The 17,324-nt window shown below is 55.5% G+C and carries 15 protein-coding genes, 1 pseudogene and 1 riboswitch; of the genes and pseudogenes, 2 read left to right on the forward strand and 14 right to left on the reverse strand.

Going from position 1 to position 17,324, the window contains the following annotated elements; translation table 11 throughout:
• The 9 genes and pseudogenes from SD70_RS23305 to SD70_RS23345 all read right to left on the reverse strand — a co-directional run.
• Window positions 1–395 (reverse strand): M17 family peptidase N-terminal domain-containing protein (locus SD70_RS23305; protein WP_041050174.1); only part of this gene is annotated, 395 nt, incomplete at its 3' end.
• Window positions 396–413: 18 nt separating this feature from the next.
• A pseudogene (locus tag SD70_RS23310) lies at window positions 414–1,429 on the reverse strand (aldo/keto reductase).
• A gap of 70 nt (window positions 1,430–1,499) precedes the next feature.
• On the reverse strand, window positions 1,500–2,867 hold the full coding sequence (locus tag SD70_RS23315) for an ATP-binding protein (RefSeq protein ID WP_041050175.1): 1,368 nt from the start codon (window positions 2,865–2,867) through the stop codon (window positions 1,500–1,502).
• Between the two features lie 89 nt (window positions 2,868–2,956).
• Window positions 2,957–3,364 carry an anti-sigma regulatory factor gene (locus SD70_RS23320; protein ID WP_041050177.1) on the reverse strand — a complete coding sequence of 136 codons (408 nt, stop codon included), beginning with the start codon at window positions 3,362–3,364 and terminating at the stop codon, window positions 2,957–2,959.
• 117 nt (window positions 3,365–3,481) lie between these two features.
• The gene (locus SD70_RS33845; protein WP_052487797.1) at window positions 3,482–4,918 is read right to left on the reverse strand and encodes an anti-sigma factor domain-containing protein; all 1,437 of its coding nucleotides are present in this window, start codon (window positions 4,916–4,918) and stop codon (window positions 3,482–3,484) included.
• On the reverse strand, window positions 4,911–5,741 hold the full coding sequence (gene sigI / locus SD70_RS23330) for an RNA polymerase sigma factor SigI (protein ID WP_041050178.1): 831 nt from the start codon (window positions 5,739–5,741) through the stop codon (window positions 4,911–4,913). Before sigI ends, SD70_RS33845 begins: the two co-directional genes overlap by 8 nt.
• Before the next feature lie 235 nt (window positions 5,742–5,976).
• Window positions 5,977–6,921, reverse strand: a complete 945-nt coding sequence (locus SD70_RS23335) for a sensor histidine kinase (RefSeq protein WP_197081122.1) — start codon at window positions 6,919–6,921, stop codon at window positions 5,977–5,979.
• A 334-nt stretch (window positions 6,922–7,255) separates the two neighbouring features.
• A complete protein-coding gene (locus SD70_RS23340) occupies window positions 7,256–7,438 on the reverse strand; it encodes a hypothetical protein (protein ID WP_041050179.1) in 183 nt (60 codons plus the stop codon).
• Window positions 7,439–7,653: 215 nt separating this feature from the next.
• On the reverse strand, window positions 7,654–8,082 hold the full coding sequence (locus SD70_RS23345) for a hypothetical protein (protein ID WP_041050181.1): 429 nt from the start codon (window positions 8,080–8,082) through the stop codon (window positions 7,654–7,656).
• Between the two features lie 331 nt (window positions 8,083–8,413).
• Here SD70_RS23345 and SD70_RS23350 point away from each other — a divergent pair, with 331 nt between their 5' ends.
• Together SD70_RS23350 and SD70_RS33850 are read left to right on the forward strand one after the other, a co-directional pair.
• Entirely contained in the window at window positions 8,414–10,423 is a 2,010-nt protein-coding gene (locus SD70_RS23350) for a glycoside hydrolase family 15 protein (RefSeq protein WP_052487799.1), read from the forward strand.
• 160 nt (window positions 10,424–10,583) lie between these two features.
• Window positions 10,584–11,525, forward strand: coding sequence for a C40 family peptidase (locus SD70_RS33850; RefSeq protein WP_052487800.1), 942 nt, complete (start codon window positions 10,584–10,586; stop codon window positions 11,523–11,525).
• Window positions 11,526–11,628: 103 nt separating this feature from the next.
• On the opposite strand, the gene SD70_RS23360 is transcribed toward SD70_RS33850, so the two are convergent.
• The 5 genes from SD70_RS23360 to leuB all read right to left on the reverse strand — a co-directional run bounded on the left by SD70_RS23360 (window position 11,629) and on the right by leuB (window position 17,283).
• A complete protein-coding gene (locus SD70_RS23360; protein ID WP_041050183.1) occupies window positions 11,629–12,177 on the reverse strand; it encodes a peroxiredoxin in 549 nt (182 codons plus the stop codon).
• A 115-nt stretch (window positions 12,178–12,292) separates the two neighbouring features.
• Window positions 12,293–13,258 carry a class 1b ribonucleoside-diphosphate reductase subunit beta gene (nrdF, locus tag SD70_RS23365; RefSeq protein WP_041050185.1) on the reverse strand — a complete coding sequence of 322 codons (966 nt, stop codon included), beginning with the start codon at window positions 13,256–13,258 and terminating at the stop codon, window positions 12,293–12,295.
• 21 nt (window positions 13,259–13,279) lie between these two features.
• A complete protein-coding gene (gene nrdE, locus SD70_RS23370; protein WP_041050187.1) occupies window positions 13,280–15,364 on the reverse strand; it encodes a class 1b ribonucleoside-diphosphate reductase subunit alpha in 2,085 nt (694 codons plus the stop codon).
• The gene (gene nrdI / locus SD70_RS23375) at window positions 15,351–15,710 is read right to left on the reverse strand and encodes a class Ib ribonucleoside-diphosphate reductase assembly flavoprotein NrdI (RefSeq protein ID WP_041050189.1); all 360 of its coding nucleotides are present in this window, start codon (window positions 15,708–15,710) and stop codon (window positions 15,351–15,353) included. The genes nrdE and nrdI overlap by 14 nt, the downstream gene beginning before the upstream one ends.
• Window positions 15,711–15,866: 156 nt before the next feature.
• Window positions 15,867–16,062: riboswitch (cobalamin riboswitch) on the reverse strand.
• Between the two features lie 141 nt (window positions 16,063–16,203).
• On the reverse strand, window positions 16,204–17,283 hold the full coding sequence (leuB, locus tag SD70_RS23380; protein WP_041050195.1) for a 3-isopropylmalate dehydrogenase: 1,080 nt from the start codon (window positions 17,281–17,283) through the stop codon (window positions 16,204–16,206).
• Window positions 17,284–17,324 lie beyond the last annotated feature (41 nt).

Genomic DNA, 17,324 nt, shown 5'->3' on the forward strand with positions numbered 1-17,324 from the left:
ACCGCTTCGGCCGGCAGCCGTACCGCCAGGCGCTCCAGCTTCGCCCGGAGCGCCTGGCGCGCGGCGTGCACCGCCGCCGCCCGCCACGCGGCGCCGTCCGGCGCTGCGCCCAGCCCGGCGAGCAGCACGTACGGCGCCGGCCCGTGCCCGTACGTCGGCAGCAGCGCCGTCTCGCCGTCTTCGCCGGCGAACGTCTTGCTGCCCGCGCGCCGGCGCACCTCCGCCTCTACGCCATCGCCCAGCGTTATCGTCCGCTCCGCCAGCGGCTTCGCGCCCGACGCCTGCTCCGGCGTCACCGGCAGCACCAGCGCGTCCGGCTTCGCGGCTGCGATCGCCGCAGCCGCTCCGCCTTCCGCCGCCTCAATCCGAAACTCGATTGTATTTCGCTCTCTCATGCTGCCGTCTCCTTTGCTTTATCCGAAATAAGCCGTCGCTTGGCGAATTACCGTGCTCATCGGCAAATGATACGGACATTTCTGCTCGCACAGCGGAGTCTCCCGGCAAGGCTCGTAGTCCGCGCACGAAAATATTTTCTCCTTATGCTTCTGGTAAAATCCGTCGCCCTTAGGCAGCAGCCCGAAGGAGTCACGAATGCGGCTGGAAATCATGACGTCGGGAATCGGAATTTCGAGCGGGCACGAGCAGTAGTTGCAGCGGCGGCAATTGTGCTCGCCGAGCTCCCGCGCCAGCCGCTCGAGCTCATCTTTCTCCGGCTCTTCCACATCGCGCGCCATGGCCGCAAGATTTTCCTTCACTTCGGCTGCGCTGGTCATGCCCGATATGATCGTGTGCACGTCTTGGCTGTACGGGTAGCGAATCGCCTTATCGACCGGCTGAATGAAGCCGCCGGACAGAGGCTTCATCGCCACCCGCATCATATCGCGGGCCGCCGCTGCCGGGATCAGTTCGTCAAGAGCGAACGGCTGCGCCAAATTCAAATGGAACAGCACCTGATCGAATTCGTGCTTGGTCACCCACTTCGCCAGCAGCTCCGGCCGGTGCCCGGTAAGGCCGATATAGCGCACCTTGCCCTGCTCGCGCGCTTCGAGCGCCGCACGGTAAGCGCCGTCCTCGCTCATAATTTGCTGAAATTCCTGGACGTAATTGACGTAATGGATTTGCAGCAGATCGACGTGATCCGTCTTCATCCGCCGCAAGCTGCGGTCGATCTCTTCCTTGGCGCGGCGTAATCGCGTTTGTTCGTTTTCGTCGCGAGGAAAAACTCGCTTCTGCGATGCGAGATGCTCTCGCCGATAATTTCTTCGCTGTTGCGGTACGCCGCCGCCGTATCGATATAATTAATGCCTTGATCGAGCGCGTAATTGAGCGCTTCGCGCGCTTGATCAAAGGGCACTCCGGGCAAATTCATGGCGCCGAAGCCGAGCGCCGATACGCGATATTCCGATTTGCCGAATCTGCGGTAATGCATCGCGAGTCTCCATCTCCCTGTCCATGTTTATCTCCAACGCTCCGTGCCCCTCCACATAGCCGGTATCGGCTTAATGAAGCGGCAGTTGAACGCGGAATGTGGTGCCGACCGATAGTTCGCTATCGACTTGAATCGTGCCGCCGTGATTTTTGATAATCCGGTAACAGACGGACAAGCCGAGACCCGTCCCTTCCGACTTCGTCGTGAAGAACGGGTCGAACAGCCGGCTGAGCGTTTTGGCATCCATTCCTCTGCCGTTGTCCCGGAACGAGATCCAGACCGAATCGTTCGACCGCTGCACGCGGATATGCACCCGGCCGCCCCGCTCCGGCTGGCTCTCCCCGATAACCTCCACCGCATTTTTGATAATATTGAGGAACACTTGCTTGATCTGCTTCGTATCGACCGAGATGATGATGTCGTCGTCGATCGGGTCGACGTCGATCTGGCACCCTTTCAGCAGCGCCTCGCTTTGAAACAGCAGCGTCACTTCGTGCAGCAGCTCGGCGACCCGCACCTTCCGTTTGTCCGGGGCGCTCGGCTTGGACGAATTGAGGAATTCGTAGATGATTTCGTTCGCGCGGTCGATCTCGTCCAGAATGATGCGCCCGTACTCGCCGCGTCCGAGCTTTTGCAGTTCCGGCAGCAGCAGCTGGATAAAGCCGCGGATCGAGGTGAGCGGATTGCGGATTTCGTGCGCGATAGCGGCGGCGATTTTGCCGAGCATCGCCAGCTTGTCGTTATGGTAGGCGGACTGCTCGATTTTTTTGAATTCGGTGACATCTTTGACGCTGATGAGGATGTCGCCTTCAAGCTCCTCGTCGTATTTCGCCGATACGAGAAAATGTCTCCCGTTCCCGCTCGTCATCTCCTTGAACGGAACCCTATACTCGACGAGCTCCCGGTACAGCCGGATGAACATTTTGCGCTGCTCCCGGTCGATGCCGGGCGCGCGAAGCAGCGAGATGAAATCGCGGCCGAGGAGCGTTTTGCGCGGAATGCCGATAATTTGGCTCAGCTTCAAATTGGCGAACGACAAATATCCTTCCTGATCGAACAGGGCGATGCCGCTGTCCATGTGCTGCAGCACATTCTCGTATTTGCTCTTGATTTGCTTGAACGAATGCTCCGTCTTGATCAGCATTTGCCGCAAGTCGCTCAGCAGGTCTTCTTCGTGCCCGGTTTGCCGGCGCATCCGCGTGAAGACGATGAGCTCGATAAGAAAAACGAACGACTTATGATAATATTGAAGCGCACGCTCCAAGCTTACACTCCGAATAAGCACCTGCATGCTCTCTTCATGAAGGGCGATCAAGTCTTCCGGGAGCAGGCCCGCGATCACCGGGCCGAGCTCGGACGTGTAGGCCATGCTATCGTCGCCCGCGCTTTGTACGTATTTCGTCAAGGCGTTCAAATACATCGTGCGTATGTCGGGCATGTGGCTCCTCCTTCAGCAGCGCGATGCCGTCCCCGGGCAAGAATCGCCCGGTTCGCGCGCAAGCGAGCCCGGCCGAACGCCGCCGGGTATCAGTACAACTCCTTATTCAGCCATTTCCGAACCATAACTTTAGTGCCGCTTCCGATTGCCGTATCGACGGAAAACTCGTCCATGATTCGTTTGGTGCCGGGCAATCCCATTCCGAGTCCGGCGGACGTCGAATACCCGTCCAGCATCGCCTTGTCCAAATCCGGAATGCCCGGTCCCTCGTCGATAGCCCTGATCTCGATTCCTAGCGTACCGGCGCAGCGAACGATCTCGATCTCGATCTTTCCTTTTCTTGCATACAGAACAATGTTGCGCGACAATTCCGAAATGCCGATGGCAATGCGAGTTTGGTCGACGAGATTGAAGCCGGCGGAACGAGCCATTTCCCGTCCCCGCCGCCGAGCGAAAATCGTATCGCTCTCAGATACGATCGAAATGGACTCCTTCATAGCTTCGCTCCTGTCCGTCCGAACGAGACGAACGTTATGTAGGTTACGAGATTGACGCCCTCATTCTATCATAAAGCGATCGAGAAAATCGAGGGATAACAAACAGATTTGGAAAAATTAACAACGATCCCTAACGGGCAGCCATCGACAAAAAAATCCCGCCCTTGCAGGCGGGAGACGATTTTCTGCTGTACATCGCAAAGTTCGACAATATTCAATCTTGCCCGTCTTTTTTCTGCTTGTCGTCCTTTGCCCCGAATCTCCCCGCCGCGGAATCGTCCTGCTTGCCGTCGTTTTTCCGCTGCGGCGTATCTTTCTTGCCGCCCTCCCCGGACTTCGCTCCGGATTTGCCGTCGCCATCGTTTTTGTCGTCGCTGTTCGAATCTTTTCTGCTGCCGTTGTCCTTGATGTTGTTCGATTTATCGTTATGTAAGGAAGAGTCCTGCTCGGAGGATTTCGATCCTCCGGCAGGCTTTTCGGGTGACGGCTTGCCGTTTGTGTTTTTGTTGTCGCGGCCGTTGTTGCCGTTTTTGTTGTTGCCGTTGTTGCCGTTGTTTTTGCCGTCTTTCTTGTCCTGGTCGTTCTTGTTGTCGTTTTTGTTTTTGCCGGGAGGCGTTTGCCGTCTTTGTCGCCATCTTGCGCTTTCGAGTCGTTTTTTCCGTCTGGTTTATTCGACTTTTTGCCGCTGCTGCGCTCTTCGGCCAGCTTCTTGACCCGTTCGTCCAGCTTTCCCGACTTCTCGTCGTCAAGCAGCTGCATGAACAAGCCTTTGGCCGGGGGCTGCTGCGGGTTGACGAGCGCCTCGATGCCGCCGTTCTGCTTCGCCAGCTGAAGGACCGATTCTTTCTTCAGGTCGTCCAGCGCCAGCGGCGTCCCGTTGTTCTTCGCGCTGAGGTAAATGGCGTACTTGCCCATCGAGATGCCGTTCGCCTCGGCGGCCTGGCGAACTTCCTGCGGCGTAGCGAACGCCGCCACCTCGTATTGATTCGCCTGATTCGGATGCTCCATCCGAATATGTTTCGTCACTTGTTCCTTCAGCTTGTCGGCAATCGCGACGTCGCTGATCTTATCCGTGTTTTTGACGACGGAGCTGGCGATCACGATGTCGCCTTCGCCTTTGGCGAGCGGCCCTTGTTCGGCCCGCTGCAACACCTCGTCCGTCACCGTTTCCAGCGGCTTGCCTTTGTACTTAAGGCCGGCGATAAGCTTGGTGCCGTCATCGTTGAGCCCTTTAAGATCAAGCACCTTCTCGGAACTGTCGATGCCAAATTCGACGCTCGGGTTAATATCCATGGATACGTAAGCGACGACTTCGGCGCTTCCGGTCAATCTGGTCATCGCCCCGACGATGACTATGCACATCACCACCGCGGCAACTAGCCCGGACAGTTTCGCCATGGGGGGGGCTTTGCGCGCGACCGGCGGCTCGGCGAACAAAATCTCTTCACCCACTTCGCATGTGCGCCCGTCTCGAGGCAGCTTGCGGAACACGCCGCCCGATGTCATCACAATCACATGCCGGTCGCTCAGTTCCATGACGATCCCTTTATTCATGGGCCATTCTCCTTCCTGCAGGAGCGTCTGCTTCGTTGTCTTCTTCTTCGAATCGCAAGTATTCGCGTAAATAAGGGTAAGGACCGTTAAGAATGAGAGCCAGCGCAATCAGAAATTTGCGGTTGCGTTCCAACGTCTTGCGTGACACGTTCACTTGCTCGAGCAGCTCCTTGATCGGCAGCATCCGCTTCGTTACGACAACTCGCATAAGCCCGGCGTCGGCGGCCAGCTTGTGCCCGATGCCGACAAGCATGCGCCGCGAGTCTTCGTGCTTGGGCGAAAGCTCGGCCAGATCGGTGAAGGAGATGCCGAACTCCTCCAGCACCCGGCTGAAGTCCGCAATCTCGCTCTTGCGCTCCTCCAGCCCTTTCTGCTTCTCGTACTGCTCGATCGCCTGATGAATTTCGACGGGGTTGATCATATTGTCCTCGTCGTCCTCGATCTCGAACGAGCTGTACGGAATTTGCCCGCGGAACCGCTGCTCCTTGCGCACGAAGTCGATCAGCCGGCGGCGCATGACTGTCTCCGCGAAGCTGAGGAACGAACGCCCCGCTTGCGCCGAAAACTGGTTGATCGCTTCGTTGAACGCCGCCAAGGCGATGCTGAACTCGTCGTCGCGGGCAGGGTCTATGTACCGTTTGCAAAAACGGCTCGTCACCTTGGCCACGTATGGCTGGTAATCCGCAATAAATTGATTGCGAAGCCGTAAATCCCCCTCCTGAATGCGCTGAACAAGCTGCTCCGGCAGCGCTGCTTCATCTATGGAACTAGGGTGGTAAGCCTGACGTTTACCCAGGAACTTTTTGAATAGTACCAGTAACAAACGTTCCACCTCACACTACAGATTTTTCGCTCACCATGATGCCGATGCGGGGGTACTTCCCCGCTATTTAGCGCAGGAAAACAAAACTATTATAGCATAAGTTTACTTATCGATGTCGGCTGGCGAAACCTGGCAAACCGAACGGGCGGAAAACGGGCTTATTCGCAGCAAAATGGCCCCGTGACCGAATTCGGTCGCGGAGCCATTTTGGCACGGGCATTATCCTGCCGGATCGTTATGGCGTGTTGTTGAGGAAGCTTAAAATGAACGTCGTTTCGTACTTGTCGGACACAAAATCGATATCGCCGTTGTTTTTTTTCATAATCTGCTTGCATATCGCCAGGCCCAGCCCCGTACCGTCCAATTTGCTCGTCACGAACGGTTCGAACAACGAATCTCTCAGTTCCCGCGGGATTTCCGGGCCGTTGTTGGCGATCATCACATACGTGCGCTTCTCGTCTTGTCTGCTGTAGATTCTCATCGTTTTTCCGTCGTGCTTGTCTTTTAACGCATCGATGCCGTTGTTGATCAAGTTGGATAGCACCTGCTGGATCGGCACCTTTTGTACGTGCAGCAGCACGTCGCATTGAATATCTACGGCCAGGTCGATATTTTCGTTAATCATGCGCGGCTTCACCAGCACGAGCACCGATTCGATCAATTGGCCCAGGGCGATGTCCGAGCTCTCTTCCTCGATGACACGCTTCTTCGAGAAGCTGAGGAAGCCCGTAATTTGCATTTGAATATTTTCAAACTCGTTCTCGATAATATCCATATATTTTCCCACATGCTCGAGCGATTGCTCCGAGAGTTGGCCGCGCATGAGACTGATGAAGCCTTTGATCGATGTGAGCGGATTTCGGATCTCGTGGGCCATGCTGGCCGCCATTTTGCCGATGAGATTGATTTTGTCCTCGTGCAGCTCGTCCAGCCTTCGGTCCTGCTCCTTCATTTTCAAGCTGGCATATTCCCAATAGAAGTGTACTACCGCCCGGTCAAACGAATCGACTCTCGATCTGATGGCGGCCATAACGTCGCATATTTCCGCGCGGTCGTGATCATACGGCGACAAGATCTGTATGACGGCTTCCCTTAACAGATGCGAGCCGTGCAAAGCGTGTACGACCGGCACCCCTTTTTCGGCGATATTCCGGCACCAGTCCGGAACTTTTTCGTACACAGGGTGAGACTCGACAGGGGTTTGAATATCGAATATCAATTCAAGATAATGGCGTCCGTTTCGGTGCATTCTCTCTATATCTTTGTATTCGGGATATTCCTTTTTCATGGATAAGGACCATTGTTCCAATATCTGATTGATATGCCGATGCAGAAAAAGTATGGCCGATCTATGATCCACGCGGCAGACGCCCCCAAATTCATCCAGATACTTATCAGTATATTTTATAACAGGCAAATTCCGCAACGGGAAAAGGTACGCCGGCGTCTTCGGAAATGCAAAACGCCGCCCTCCCCAAGACGGGGATGCGGCGGCATTTTGCCATGCGGATCGTTTACGAACTGCGCTGATTGTTCCATTGGTTGTTGTCGTCCCGCTTTATCTTCACGCTATGCTCCGGAACCTTCTTCACATTGCGAAAGCAATACTTCAGCTTGGTCAACTTCTGCTCCGCGTCTTCTTCTGGCATGGGACCGGCCAGGATTTTGTCCTTGTACGTAATGTAAAATCTGTCCATCGCCTGCCTCCCCTTTCGCGAGCGTGTCTTACCTACATGAATTCGTTCTGCGTCCGGCGATAAAGGGGGTAGGCGCATGAAAAAGAGGCCGCTCCTCCGCCATCTGCGATGACGTTCGGACCGGCCCCGGATTTATGCGGTTGCGTTACAGACAACCTTAATTCTTCATTCATTGGAACACGGCGCAGCCATACTTTCTCGGGCAGTCTGGAGCGCTATGACTTATTTTTCGACGTACGTTTGGCTTGCAGCTTTCTTTGCCGGTTGCCCAGCATTTGCAAGCGCCGCTTCAGCTGCTCTTCCCATTCCTCGTCGCCGATTGTCTTGGCTACGGCAAGCAGGTCAAGCGCCATATCGATCTGATTGCGCACAACGTCCATCGGATCTTCCTCTTCGTTGCTCACGCAATTTTCAAACAGATCCCGGTCGCTTTTCGTCTCCACGTACTCGAGGAAATCGACGTCCGTCGCTCCGTCGCCGTGGGCGTATTCGGCCAAAATCTCGTATTCGTCTTCTACCAAATAATGAACTTCGGTGCGATGGCAAACCGGACAAAACAAGACCGGCACGTTATGAATGCGCGTGCGGATATGTTTCAGCGTGCCTCGAGTGCCGATCATACTGGCGCCGCAACAAAAGCTCATGAGCGGTCCCCCTCCTCCAACATGTACTCCCGAAGGCTCGATAAGGTTTGAAAAAATATATTCCACAGCATACATGATAATTCCTTTTTTTCATAGTAGCAGATTTTAGGGAGCCGCATAATCGGCAGTCCGCCGCCGCATCCTATATGGGGATTAGGCTTGGGAAGGGGGCGGAGCTACGGGTTGGAATATGGGGTTACGGCTCCGTTGAACTCGTGTTCCTTGGTCAATACTTCAAGGTGGGAACACGAGTTCAAAAGTCGCTCTTCACCCCATATTCCACCCTCCGCTCCACCCCTGCACCACGCCTGCAAAGATGGGAAGTGATGGCTTGCCTAGACATTTGGTCGTTGGAAACGGAAAGTTCCTCATCAATCTTGACCGCTACGGCTACATGCGCGACTTGTACTATCCGTACGTCGGCCAGCTCAACCATATTTGCGGCTATCATTGCCGCATCGGAGTATGGGTCGACGGCAGCTTCTCGTGGCTGAACGGCCCGGGCTGGGATATCCGGCTCTCTTACGCGGAAGACTCCCTCGTGACCGAACTGGCGGCGGCGCATGCCGGACTCGGCATTACGCTGCTCATCAACGATGGCGTGCACCAGCGCGAAAATATTTTTCTCAAACGCATTCGGATCGTTAGCCGCAGCGGAACCGCGCGCGAAGTCCGCGTGTTTTTCAATCAGGATTTCGTTATCAACGAGACCGAGGTAGGCGACACCGCCGCTTACTATCCTGCGCTGAACACGGTTTTCCATTATAAGCGGGACAGCTATTTCATGGTGAACGGTTCAGCCGGAAGCGAGGGCATATACCAGTATACTACTGGCGTCAAGCGGTTTCGGCACGCCGAGGGCACTTGGCGCGACGCGGAGGACGGCCATTTGATGGGCAACGCTATCGCCCAAGGCTCCGTCGACTCGACGGTGTCCTTGCGCCTGTTCATTCCGCCGGAAGGCGAGCAGACCGCATATTACTGGCTCACCGCCGGGAAAACGCTGGAGGAAGTAAAGAAGCTCGACGGCTACGTTCGCGACAGCGGGCCCGGGAAGCTGCTCGACCGCGTAAAAATTTATTGGCAGCGCTGGGCAAACAAAGAAGAGCGCAGCTATGCGGACCTTCCGCAGAGCGTAGTTCGGCTGTTCAAGCAAAGCCTGCTGATCGTGCGCACCCAGACGGATGCGGGCGGGGCGATTATCGCCGCCAACGACTCCGACATTATGAACAGCAACCGCGACCACTACAGCTACATGTGGCCCCGCGACGGAGCGCTAATCGCGTATGCGATGACAACGGCCGGCTACAATGAGATGGTGGCGCCATTTTTCAACTTTTGCGCTAACGTGCTGTCGCCGGAAGGATACTTGCAGCACAAATTCAATCCGGACGGCACCGTAGGCTCAAGCTGGCATCCGTATATTCAAAACGGCCACATGCAGCTGCCGATCCAGGAGGACGAGACGGCTCTCGTGCTGTTCGCGCTGTGGCAAGACTACAAGCTGCACGGCTCGCTCGAGAAGGCGCAAAGCCTGTACCGCAGCCTCATCCGCCGCGCAGCCCGCTTCATGACGAATTATATCGAGCAGGATCTGGATTTGCCGAAGCCGAGCTACGATTTGTGGGAGGAGCGTTACGGCATTTTCACCTTCACCGCATCCGCCGTGTACGGCGGGCTTATGGCCGCCGCGAACTTCGCGTCGCTGTTCGGCGACGACGAGCGCAGCGGACGGTACCGCCGCGCCGCGGAGCAGATCAAGGCCGGCATTCTGAAGCATTTGTATGACGAGGAGCTCGGCCGTTTCGTGCGCGGTCTGTACAAGGACAACGGCGCTTGGATCCGGGATACGACACTCGAGAGCTCCGTATACGGCATTTTCGAATTCGGCGTTCTGCCTGCCGACGACCCGCGAGTCGTGCGCACGATGGAGGCGAACCGGATAGGCCTTGCGGTAGGAACCGCTGTAGGCGGTTTGGCGCGATATAAGAACGATTACTATTTCCAGCGCTCGTCCGATATCGACAACATCCCCGGCAACCCATGGATCATCTGCACGCTGTGGATCGCCGAATGGGAAATCGCAGCAGCCAAAACGATCGCCGATCTCGAATCGCCGCGCCGCACGCTGGAATGGGTCGTGAGGCACGCATTAGAAAGCGGCATTTTGCCGGAGCAGCTCGATCCGTTCGACGGCTCGCCTTTATCGGTCGCACCGCTGACGTGGTCGCATGCGACTTACGTGCTGGCGGTTACGAAGTATGCGCAAAAGTACAAGCAGCTCGCTGCGGCAGGCGAACCTTCCAAGGATAAGGCTCGCTTGAGTTTTGATGCCAAGTAAACGCTAGACGAAAACCGCCGCCAGTCCCTCAACCGAGGAACGGCGGCGTCTATGTTATAATGAAAAAATTTTTATTGATGTTCGTTTAACAATTGAATAAGCGGATGTAAACGACAACACACTACATACAAAAATCAAAACTGAAAAGGGTGGTTGCTGTATGATGTTTGGAAATAGTTCTCGCAACCGGTTCGCAAAAGCGCTTTGCGCGGCGGTGATTCCCTGCCTGCTCATTGCCGGCGGCTGCACGAACCAACAAGTTCAGCCTAAAGCAATTCAACCTGCTTCGCCAACGATCCAGAGCGCAAGTCTGCTTGTAGGAAACAACCCGGTTTTCTCCAACGTTCCGGTCTATAAAGAGACGAGCGGACTCGTCTGGGTACCTTTGGAGGAAACGGCCAAAGCGCTGGATTTCGATGTGCATTACACCAACGCCGGTTATTCGGTCGGAAATACGGATTCGCTCTTTCACCTGAAAATGGACCACCCTCAAGCGACAGCAGCCGATCAAACCGTCGGCCTTCCTCAAGCGCCAAAATTAATCGGCAATAAGCCTTACGTAACAACACAAGCGTTATCCACGCTGCTAGGCAGCCCGGTGAATTGGAACAACTCCGCTAACCAGGTCGTCGTTTCGCCAATTGATGACAGTACCGCATCCAATCAGCAAAACGGAACCGGCGTTGGAACGACAAGGAGCTTGGCGGCAACTGCAGCCAATACCGGCAGTATAATCAACTTCGCCAAAAGCTTCCTGGGAACGCCGTATCAATTCGCTGCCGGCCCTTACGCTCAAACGCATACGTTCGATTGCTCATCCTTCGTCCAATATGTGTATGCACATTTTGGCGTCAATCTTCCCCGATCTTCACGCGCACAATCGCTTGTCGGTCAAACCGTATCCGTTGATCAACTGCAACCGGGCGACCTGCTGTTTTTCTACACTCCCGGCCGGTACGCGAGCAACAAAATGGTCGGTCACGTCGGGATGTATGCCGGAAATGGCCAAATTATTCACACCTTCGGCCATCCTGGCGTTACGATATCTCCGTTAAACGGGTATTGGAGAAATCGTCTTCTATCCGCCAAGCGCGTCATCTAGCTCCGGAAAGGGGCTTATAGCATTCTGCGCGAAAAAGCTCCAGGCACAGCGCGTTAAGCGCATTGCCTGGAGCTTTTTACATGCCCGTACGGGCTTGTCCGTCTTACTTCGCAACGAGGTGCTTGTCCCCTTTTTTCCAGCCGATCGGGCACAGGCCGCCGGATTGGAGCGCATCAAGCACGCGCAGCGTCTCGTCGACGGAACGGCCGATGTCGTTGTGGTGAACAACGGAATATTTCAGTTCGCCTTCCGGATCGATGATGAACAGGCCGCGCAGGGCGATGCCTTCCTCTTCGATCAGGATGCCGTAGTCGCGAGCCACTTGCTTCGTGATGTCGGCAGCGAGCGGATAGTTGATGCGGCCGAGGCCGTTCGAGTCGCGAGGCGTATTGATCCAGGCGCGGTGCGAGTGGATGCTGTCCGTCGATGCGCCGAGCACTTCGCAGTTGCGCTTCTGGAATTCGGTGTACGCTTCGCTGATGGCCGTAATTTCCGTCGGGCACACGAAAGTGAAGTCCAGCGGGTAGAAGAAAAACACGAGCCACTTGCCTTTATAGTCGGACAAAGATACTTTGCCGAAGCCGTCTCCGTTGCCGAGCGCGGTTTCCATGGTGAAATCGGGGGCTTTTTTGCCAACCAAACGTTCTGCCATTGTTACGTAGTTCCTCCTTTTATATACTGTGGTTTCTCGACTAAAATCGTATCATTCGCCTATTCGAATGTCAATATTACACGAAATATTATTTGATAATGATTCTATTTAACGTTCACAGATCGAACTGAAAATCGGCATCCGCGAGCGGCTCCACATGAATGGCGCGAACGTACCCGTTTCCTTTCTTGGAAAAGAAGTCGTGCTGCTTCGTCCGAGTGCTGATGCCATTCAAAACGATAGGGTTGATATCCTCCTCCGGAAACAACGGCTCCAGCCCCAAATTCATCATTGCTTTATTCGCATTGTAGCGCAAAAATGCTTTTACTTCGCCCGCCAGCCCTACTGCAGAATACAGCTCCTCCGTATACCGCTCCTCGTTGCCGTGGAGGAAGCGGAGCAGCCCGCGGACCGTTTCCAATGCCGAATTCTGCTCTTCCTGATCCATTGCAGCGAAAACTTCTTGCGCCAGCACGCCGACATACAAGCCATGAATGCTCTCGTCCCGCAAAATCAAATCGATGATTTCGCCGCTGCACGTCATTTTGCCTTGTCCGGCCAAATAGAGCGGGTAAAAAAATCCGCTGTAAAACAAGTAGCTTTCCAGCAGCACGGATGCCGCCATTGCCAAATACAGCTCTTTGCGCGTCTGGATGCTGTTGTAATACTGAGCGATCGTTTCCGCTTTGGTCTGCAAAAAGCGGTTATTTTCCACCCAGCGGAACACCCCGTCGATTTCCTCGGTTGTTGCCAACGTTGTGAAAATGCTGCTGTACGACTTGGCGTGGATCTGTTCCATCATGCCCATAAAGCCGAGCACCGCTTTGCGCTGCAGCCCTTCGACATGCTCCAGTATTTTCGGCATGCCGACGCCGCCCTGCACCGTGTCTAGCAAGGTCAGCCCGCCCAGCACTTTCATATACAGCTCCCGCTCGTCATCGTTCAGAGTCAGCCAGGACATTTTGTCGTCGGATAGCGGAATTTCCTCGTCCGTCCAAAACTGCATCATATTTTGATTCCAGAAGGCGATCGTAAAATCGTCATCCGGCCGGTTCCAATTCACGGCTTTAAGCGCGCACATCCGTTGTCTCCCCATTCCTGTTTATATGGCGCAGCTGACGCACTCTTCGACGGACAGCTTGTTCGTCCGGGTGTAGTAGAGCGACTTCAGGCCTTTTTTAGCCGCGTAAATGTAATATCGGGCGAGCTGCCTCGTGGTCACGTCGCTGTTGACGTGCAGCACGGTCGAAATCCCTTGGTCGACGTGCGCCTGAATTTCCGCGATGACGTCCAGCACTTTGAACTGATCCATTTGATAAGCCGATTTATAAAAGAAGAAATTGTCCCGGCTCAAATACGGCATCGGATAATAGGTCGTCGAATTGGCATAAGTGCGGGTTTCGATCGGTTCCACGATCGGCATGACGCTGGACGTTGCGTTCTGAATGTACGAAATGCTCTGCGTCGGCGCGATCGCCAGCCGATAGGCATGATACAGCCCGTGCGTTTGCACTTTGGCCTTCAGCTGTCCCCAGTCTTCCGGCGACGGCACCGTCATTCCTTGAAACAGCGCCTTCACTTTGCTTGTGACAGGGCGATAATCCATCTCCAGATAACGGTCAAAATATGTCCCCTTGGCGTATTCCGATTGCTCGAAGCCGGAAAACGCGACGCCGCGCTCTTTGGCGATCTCCATGCTTTTTTCCAGGGAATAGTAATTCATCATCATAAAAAACGCGCGGACGAAATCTTTCGCCTCGTCGCTTTCGTACGCGATTTTGTTTTTCGCGAAATAGCCGTGCAAATTCATCGCGCCGAGGCCGACCGAATGCAGCTCGCGGTTCGCTTTGACCACGCCGGGAGCGTTGGCGACGCTCGACATGTCGCTTACCGCCGTCAGCGCAATCATGCCTTCGTATACCGATTCCCGAACCATGTTGCGCTCCATCACGTTCACGATGTTCAAGGATGCCAGATTGCAGCTGATGTCCCTGCGAATCACATCCGGCTTGCCGTAGTCGCCGATTTCCGAAGTCTCCTGCAGCTGGAAAATTTCCGTGCACAAGTTGGACATCTTGATCGAGCCCAGGTCCTTCAAAGCGTGGGAACGGTTGGCGCTCGTCTTGTTCATGATATAGGGATAGCCGGATTCGAGCTGAATCGTGGCGATTTTGGTCAGCATGTCCCGCGCTCCCATAACCGCTTTTTTGCGCACGCGGTCGTCGGCCAGCAGCCGGTCATACATCTCATCGAGATCCATGTCGTCCAAATGCGTTCCATACGCTTGATATACGGTGTATGGAGCGAACACGCAGAGCGGCTTGTTTTCCTCGGCCAGCTTGTAGAACTTGTCCGGCACGATCAGTCCGATCGACAGCGTCTTGAGGCGCGTTTTCTCGTCCGCGTTAATTTTCTTGCTGTCCAGAAACTCCATGATGTCCCAGCCGAAAATGTTGTAATACGCCGCCCCCGACCCTCTGCGCTGCCCCATCTGATCGGCGTAGGAGAAGGCGTCCTCCATCAGCTTCAGCACCGGCATAATGCCTTTCGCCGCTCCTTCGACGCCCTTGATCGATTCCCCGCGTCCGCGCAGCTTGGACAAGTTGACGGCGACTCCGCCCCCGATTTTCGACAGCTGCATGCAGGTGCCGAGCACATAGTTGATCGAGTTGAGCGAATCGTCCATCTCCAGCAGGAAACAGGACACCATTTCGCCGCGCCGGCTTTTGCCCGCGTTGAGGAACGTCGGCGTCGCCGGCTGCAGCCGTTGCTCCATCATCGCCGCGGCCAGCGAACGCGCCGTCCGGAAATCGCCCCGGGCCAGATAGAGTGCCACGATCGCGACTCTGTCCGGGTAGTGCTCCAGATACAGCGAACGGTCGTTGCTTTTCATCGCGTAGTCGGTATAAAACTTCGACGCCGCCATATAGGACGAAAATTCGAAACGATAGCCGCGCGTCAACCGGAAAATCTCTTCGACTTCGGACTCCGTGTACCGATCATACACGTCCTCGTAATAGTCGTTGTCGATCATGTAGCGGATCTGGGCCCGGGTATCGGCGAAGCCCATGCTTTTGCGTCGCACTTCCTCCATAAATTCTTTGACCGCTTCTTTATCCTTGTCCAACTGGAAAAAGCCGTCGGCGTCTCTTTGCATCAGCAAATTGTTCAGCTCAATGTGCCGCAACCCGGCTCACCCCCTGCATAAACTGTTCTACATTATGGCTTGTTCCCGACAGCTCGAATTTGCCCAGCACCGGCACACCGTACCGCTCCGCAATGCGGTCGGCGCTGCGCGCAAACCCTTCTCCCCAATTGCGGTTGCCGCTGGCCGACACGCCTCGCAAATAGCGATAGTTCCGCTGCAGAAAAGCCTTTACTTTATCAGGCACCTGGCCGAACCCTGTCGTATACGTGATAAGCACGAACGGCTCGTCCACCGCCATCCCGTCCTCAATTTGAACGGTCGGCACCGGCAATTTTTCGGCAAACCGCCGAACATTGCCCGTTCTGGAATCGTACACAATCAACATGCTCCTTCGTCTCCTCCCGTTCCCCTCTGAAGCTGAAGCACATAAACGAAAAGGCGCATCCGGCAATGGAAGGGCCGAATGCGCCTATGCTGCGTGCAGGTCAAATCCTGCATATCACGTCAAGGACGAAGCGGACACCTTCCTGTTCTCCGCAGGGGTCGTGTCAATGAACAGGCTGGTCTCCTGGCTTGAGGATCATGGTTCCCGGTTCGCCTTCCCAGCTTCAAGCCAGTGGCCTTTCGAACCGCTACTCCCCTCTTACAGTGGCGGGACCGCGCCGGCTTCGCACCGGACTTCCCAATTAAGCTCTTTCGTCTTTTCGACAAAAAGCACCTGTTAAAACAATATGTAGTTTGTAATCTGAAATATATCTCAATATATGGTGTTTGTCAACCAAACAATTTGCTAGTTTCCTGTCGAAATGAAAAAGGCCCGCCCGTTTTCCGCTTGCCGCCGCAAGCGGAAACTCGTCGAGGCCCTTTCATTTCGCAACTTATTTGCTCATCGCAGCTACGATCAGATCTCCCATCGCGGTCGTGCCGATCGCCTTGCTCTTGTCGACGGCGATGTCGCCCGTACGATGGCCTGCGTCCAGCACGTTCTTCACCGCGCGCTCGATGCTGCCCGCCGCATCATGATAGCCGAACGTGAGGCGGAACATAAGCGCCACCGACAAAATGGTCGCAATCGGGTTGGCGATCCCTTGGCCGGCAATGTCCGGCGCCGAACCGTGAACCGGCTCGTACAGGCCGAAGCTTCCTTCGCCCAGCGAAGCGCTCGACAGCATCCCGATCGAGCCCGTCAGCATCGCGGCTTCGTCGCTCAGGATATCGCCGAACATGTTTTCCGTGACGATGACGTCGAAGCTCGACGGACGGCGCAGCAGCTGCATCGCGCAGTTGTCGACAAGCACGTGCTCCAGCTCGACGTCCGGGTAGTCGGCGGCGATCCGGTTCACCGTCTCGCGCCACAGGCGGGACGTCTCGAGCACGTTCGCTTTATCGACGGATGCGAGCTTCTTGCGGCGGGTGCGGGCAATATCGAACGCCTGGCGCACGATGCGCTCCACTTCGCTCACGTTGTATACGCACGTGTCGACGGCTTCCTGGCCGTTGGGCGTGTCGCGGCGGAACTTGTCGCCGAAGTAGATGCCGCCGGTGAGCTCGCGCACGACGATCAGGTCGGTGCCCTCCAGCACTTCCGGCTTCAGTGTCGACGCGTCTTTCAGGCAGTCGAAAATAACCGCCGGACGAATGTTCGAGAACAGGCCGAGCGCTTTGCGAATGCCGAGAAGGCCCGTCTCCGGACGAAGCTCCTTCGGGTTATTGTCCCACTTCGGGCCGCCTACTGCGCCGAGCAGGACGGCGTCAGCCTTTTTGCACATCTCCAGCGTTTCCTGCGGCAGCGGCGTACCGCGCTGATCGATGGCGATTCCGCCGAACAAACCGTGCTCCGTCTCGAACTTGTAGCCGAACAGCTCCTCGGTGCGCTTCAGTACCTTTTCCGCTTCCGCGATTACTTCAGGACCGATGCCGTCGCCGGCAATTACTGCAATTTTTTTCACGTCAGCCATAGCCATACTTCACTCCTAGTCTACTCTTGTTAATTTTAGTT

The organism is Gordoniibacillus kamchatkensis (assembly GCF_000829455.1).
GTDB classification, from domain to species: Bacteria; Bacillota; Bacilli; order Paenibacillales; family NBRC-103111; genus Gordoniibacillus; species Gordoniibacillus kamchatkensis.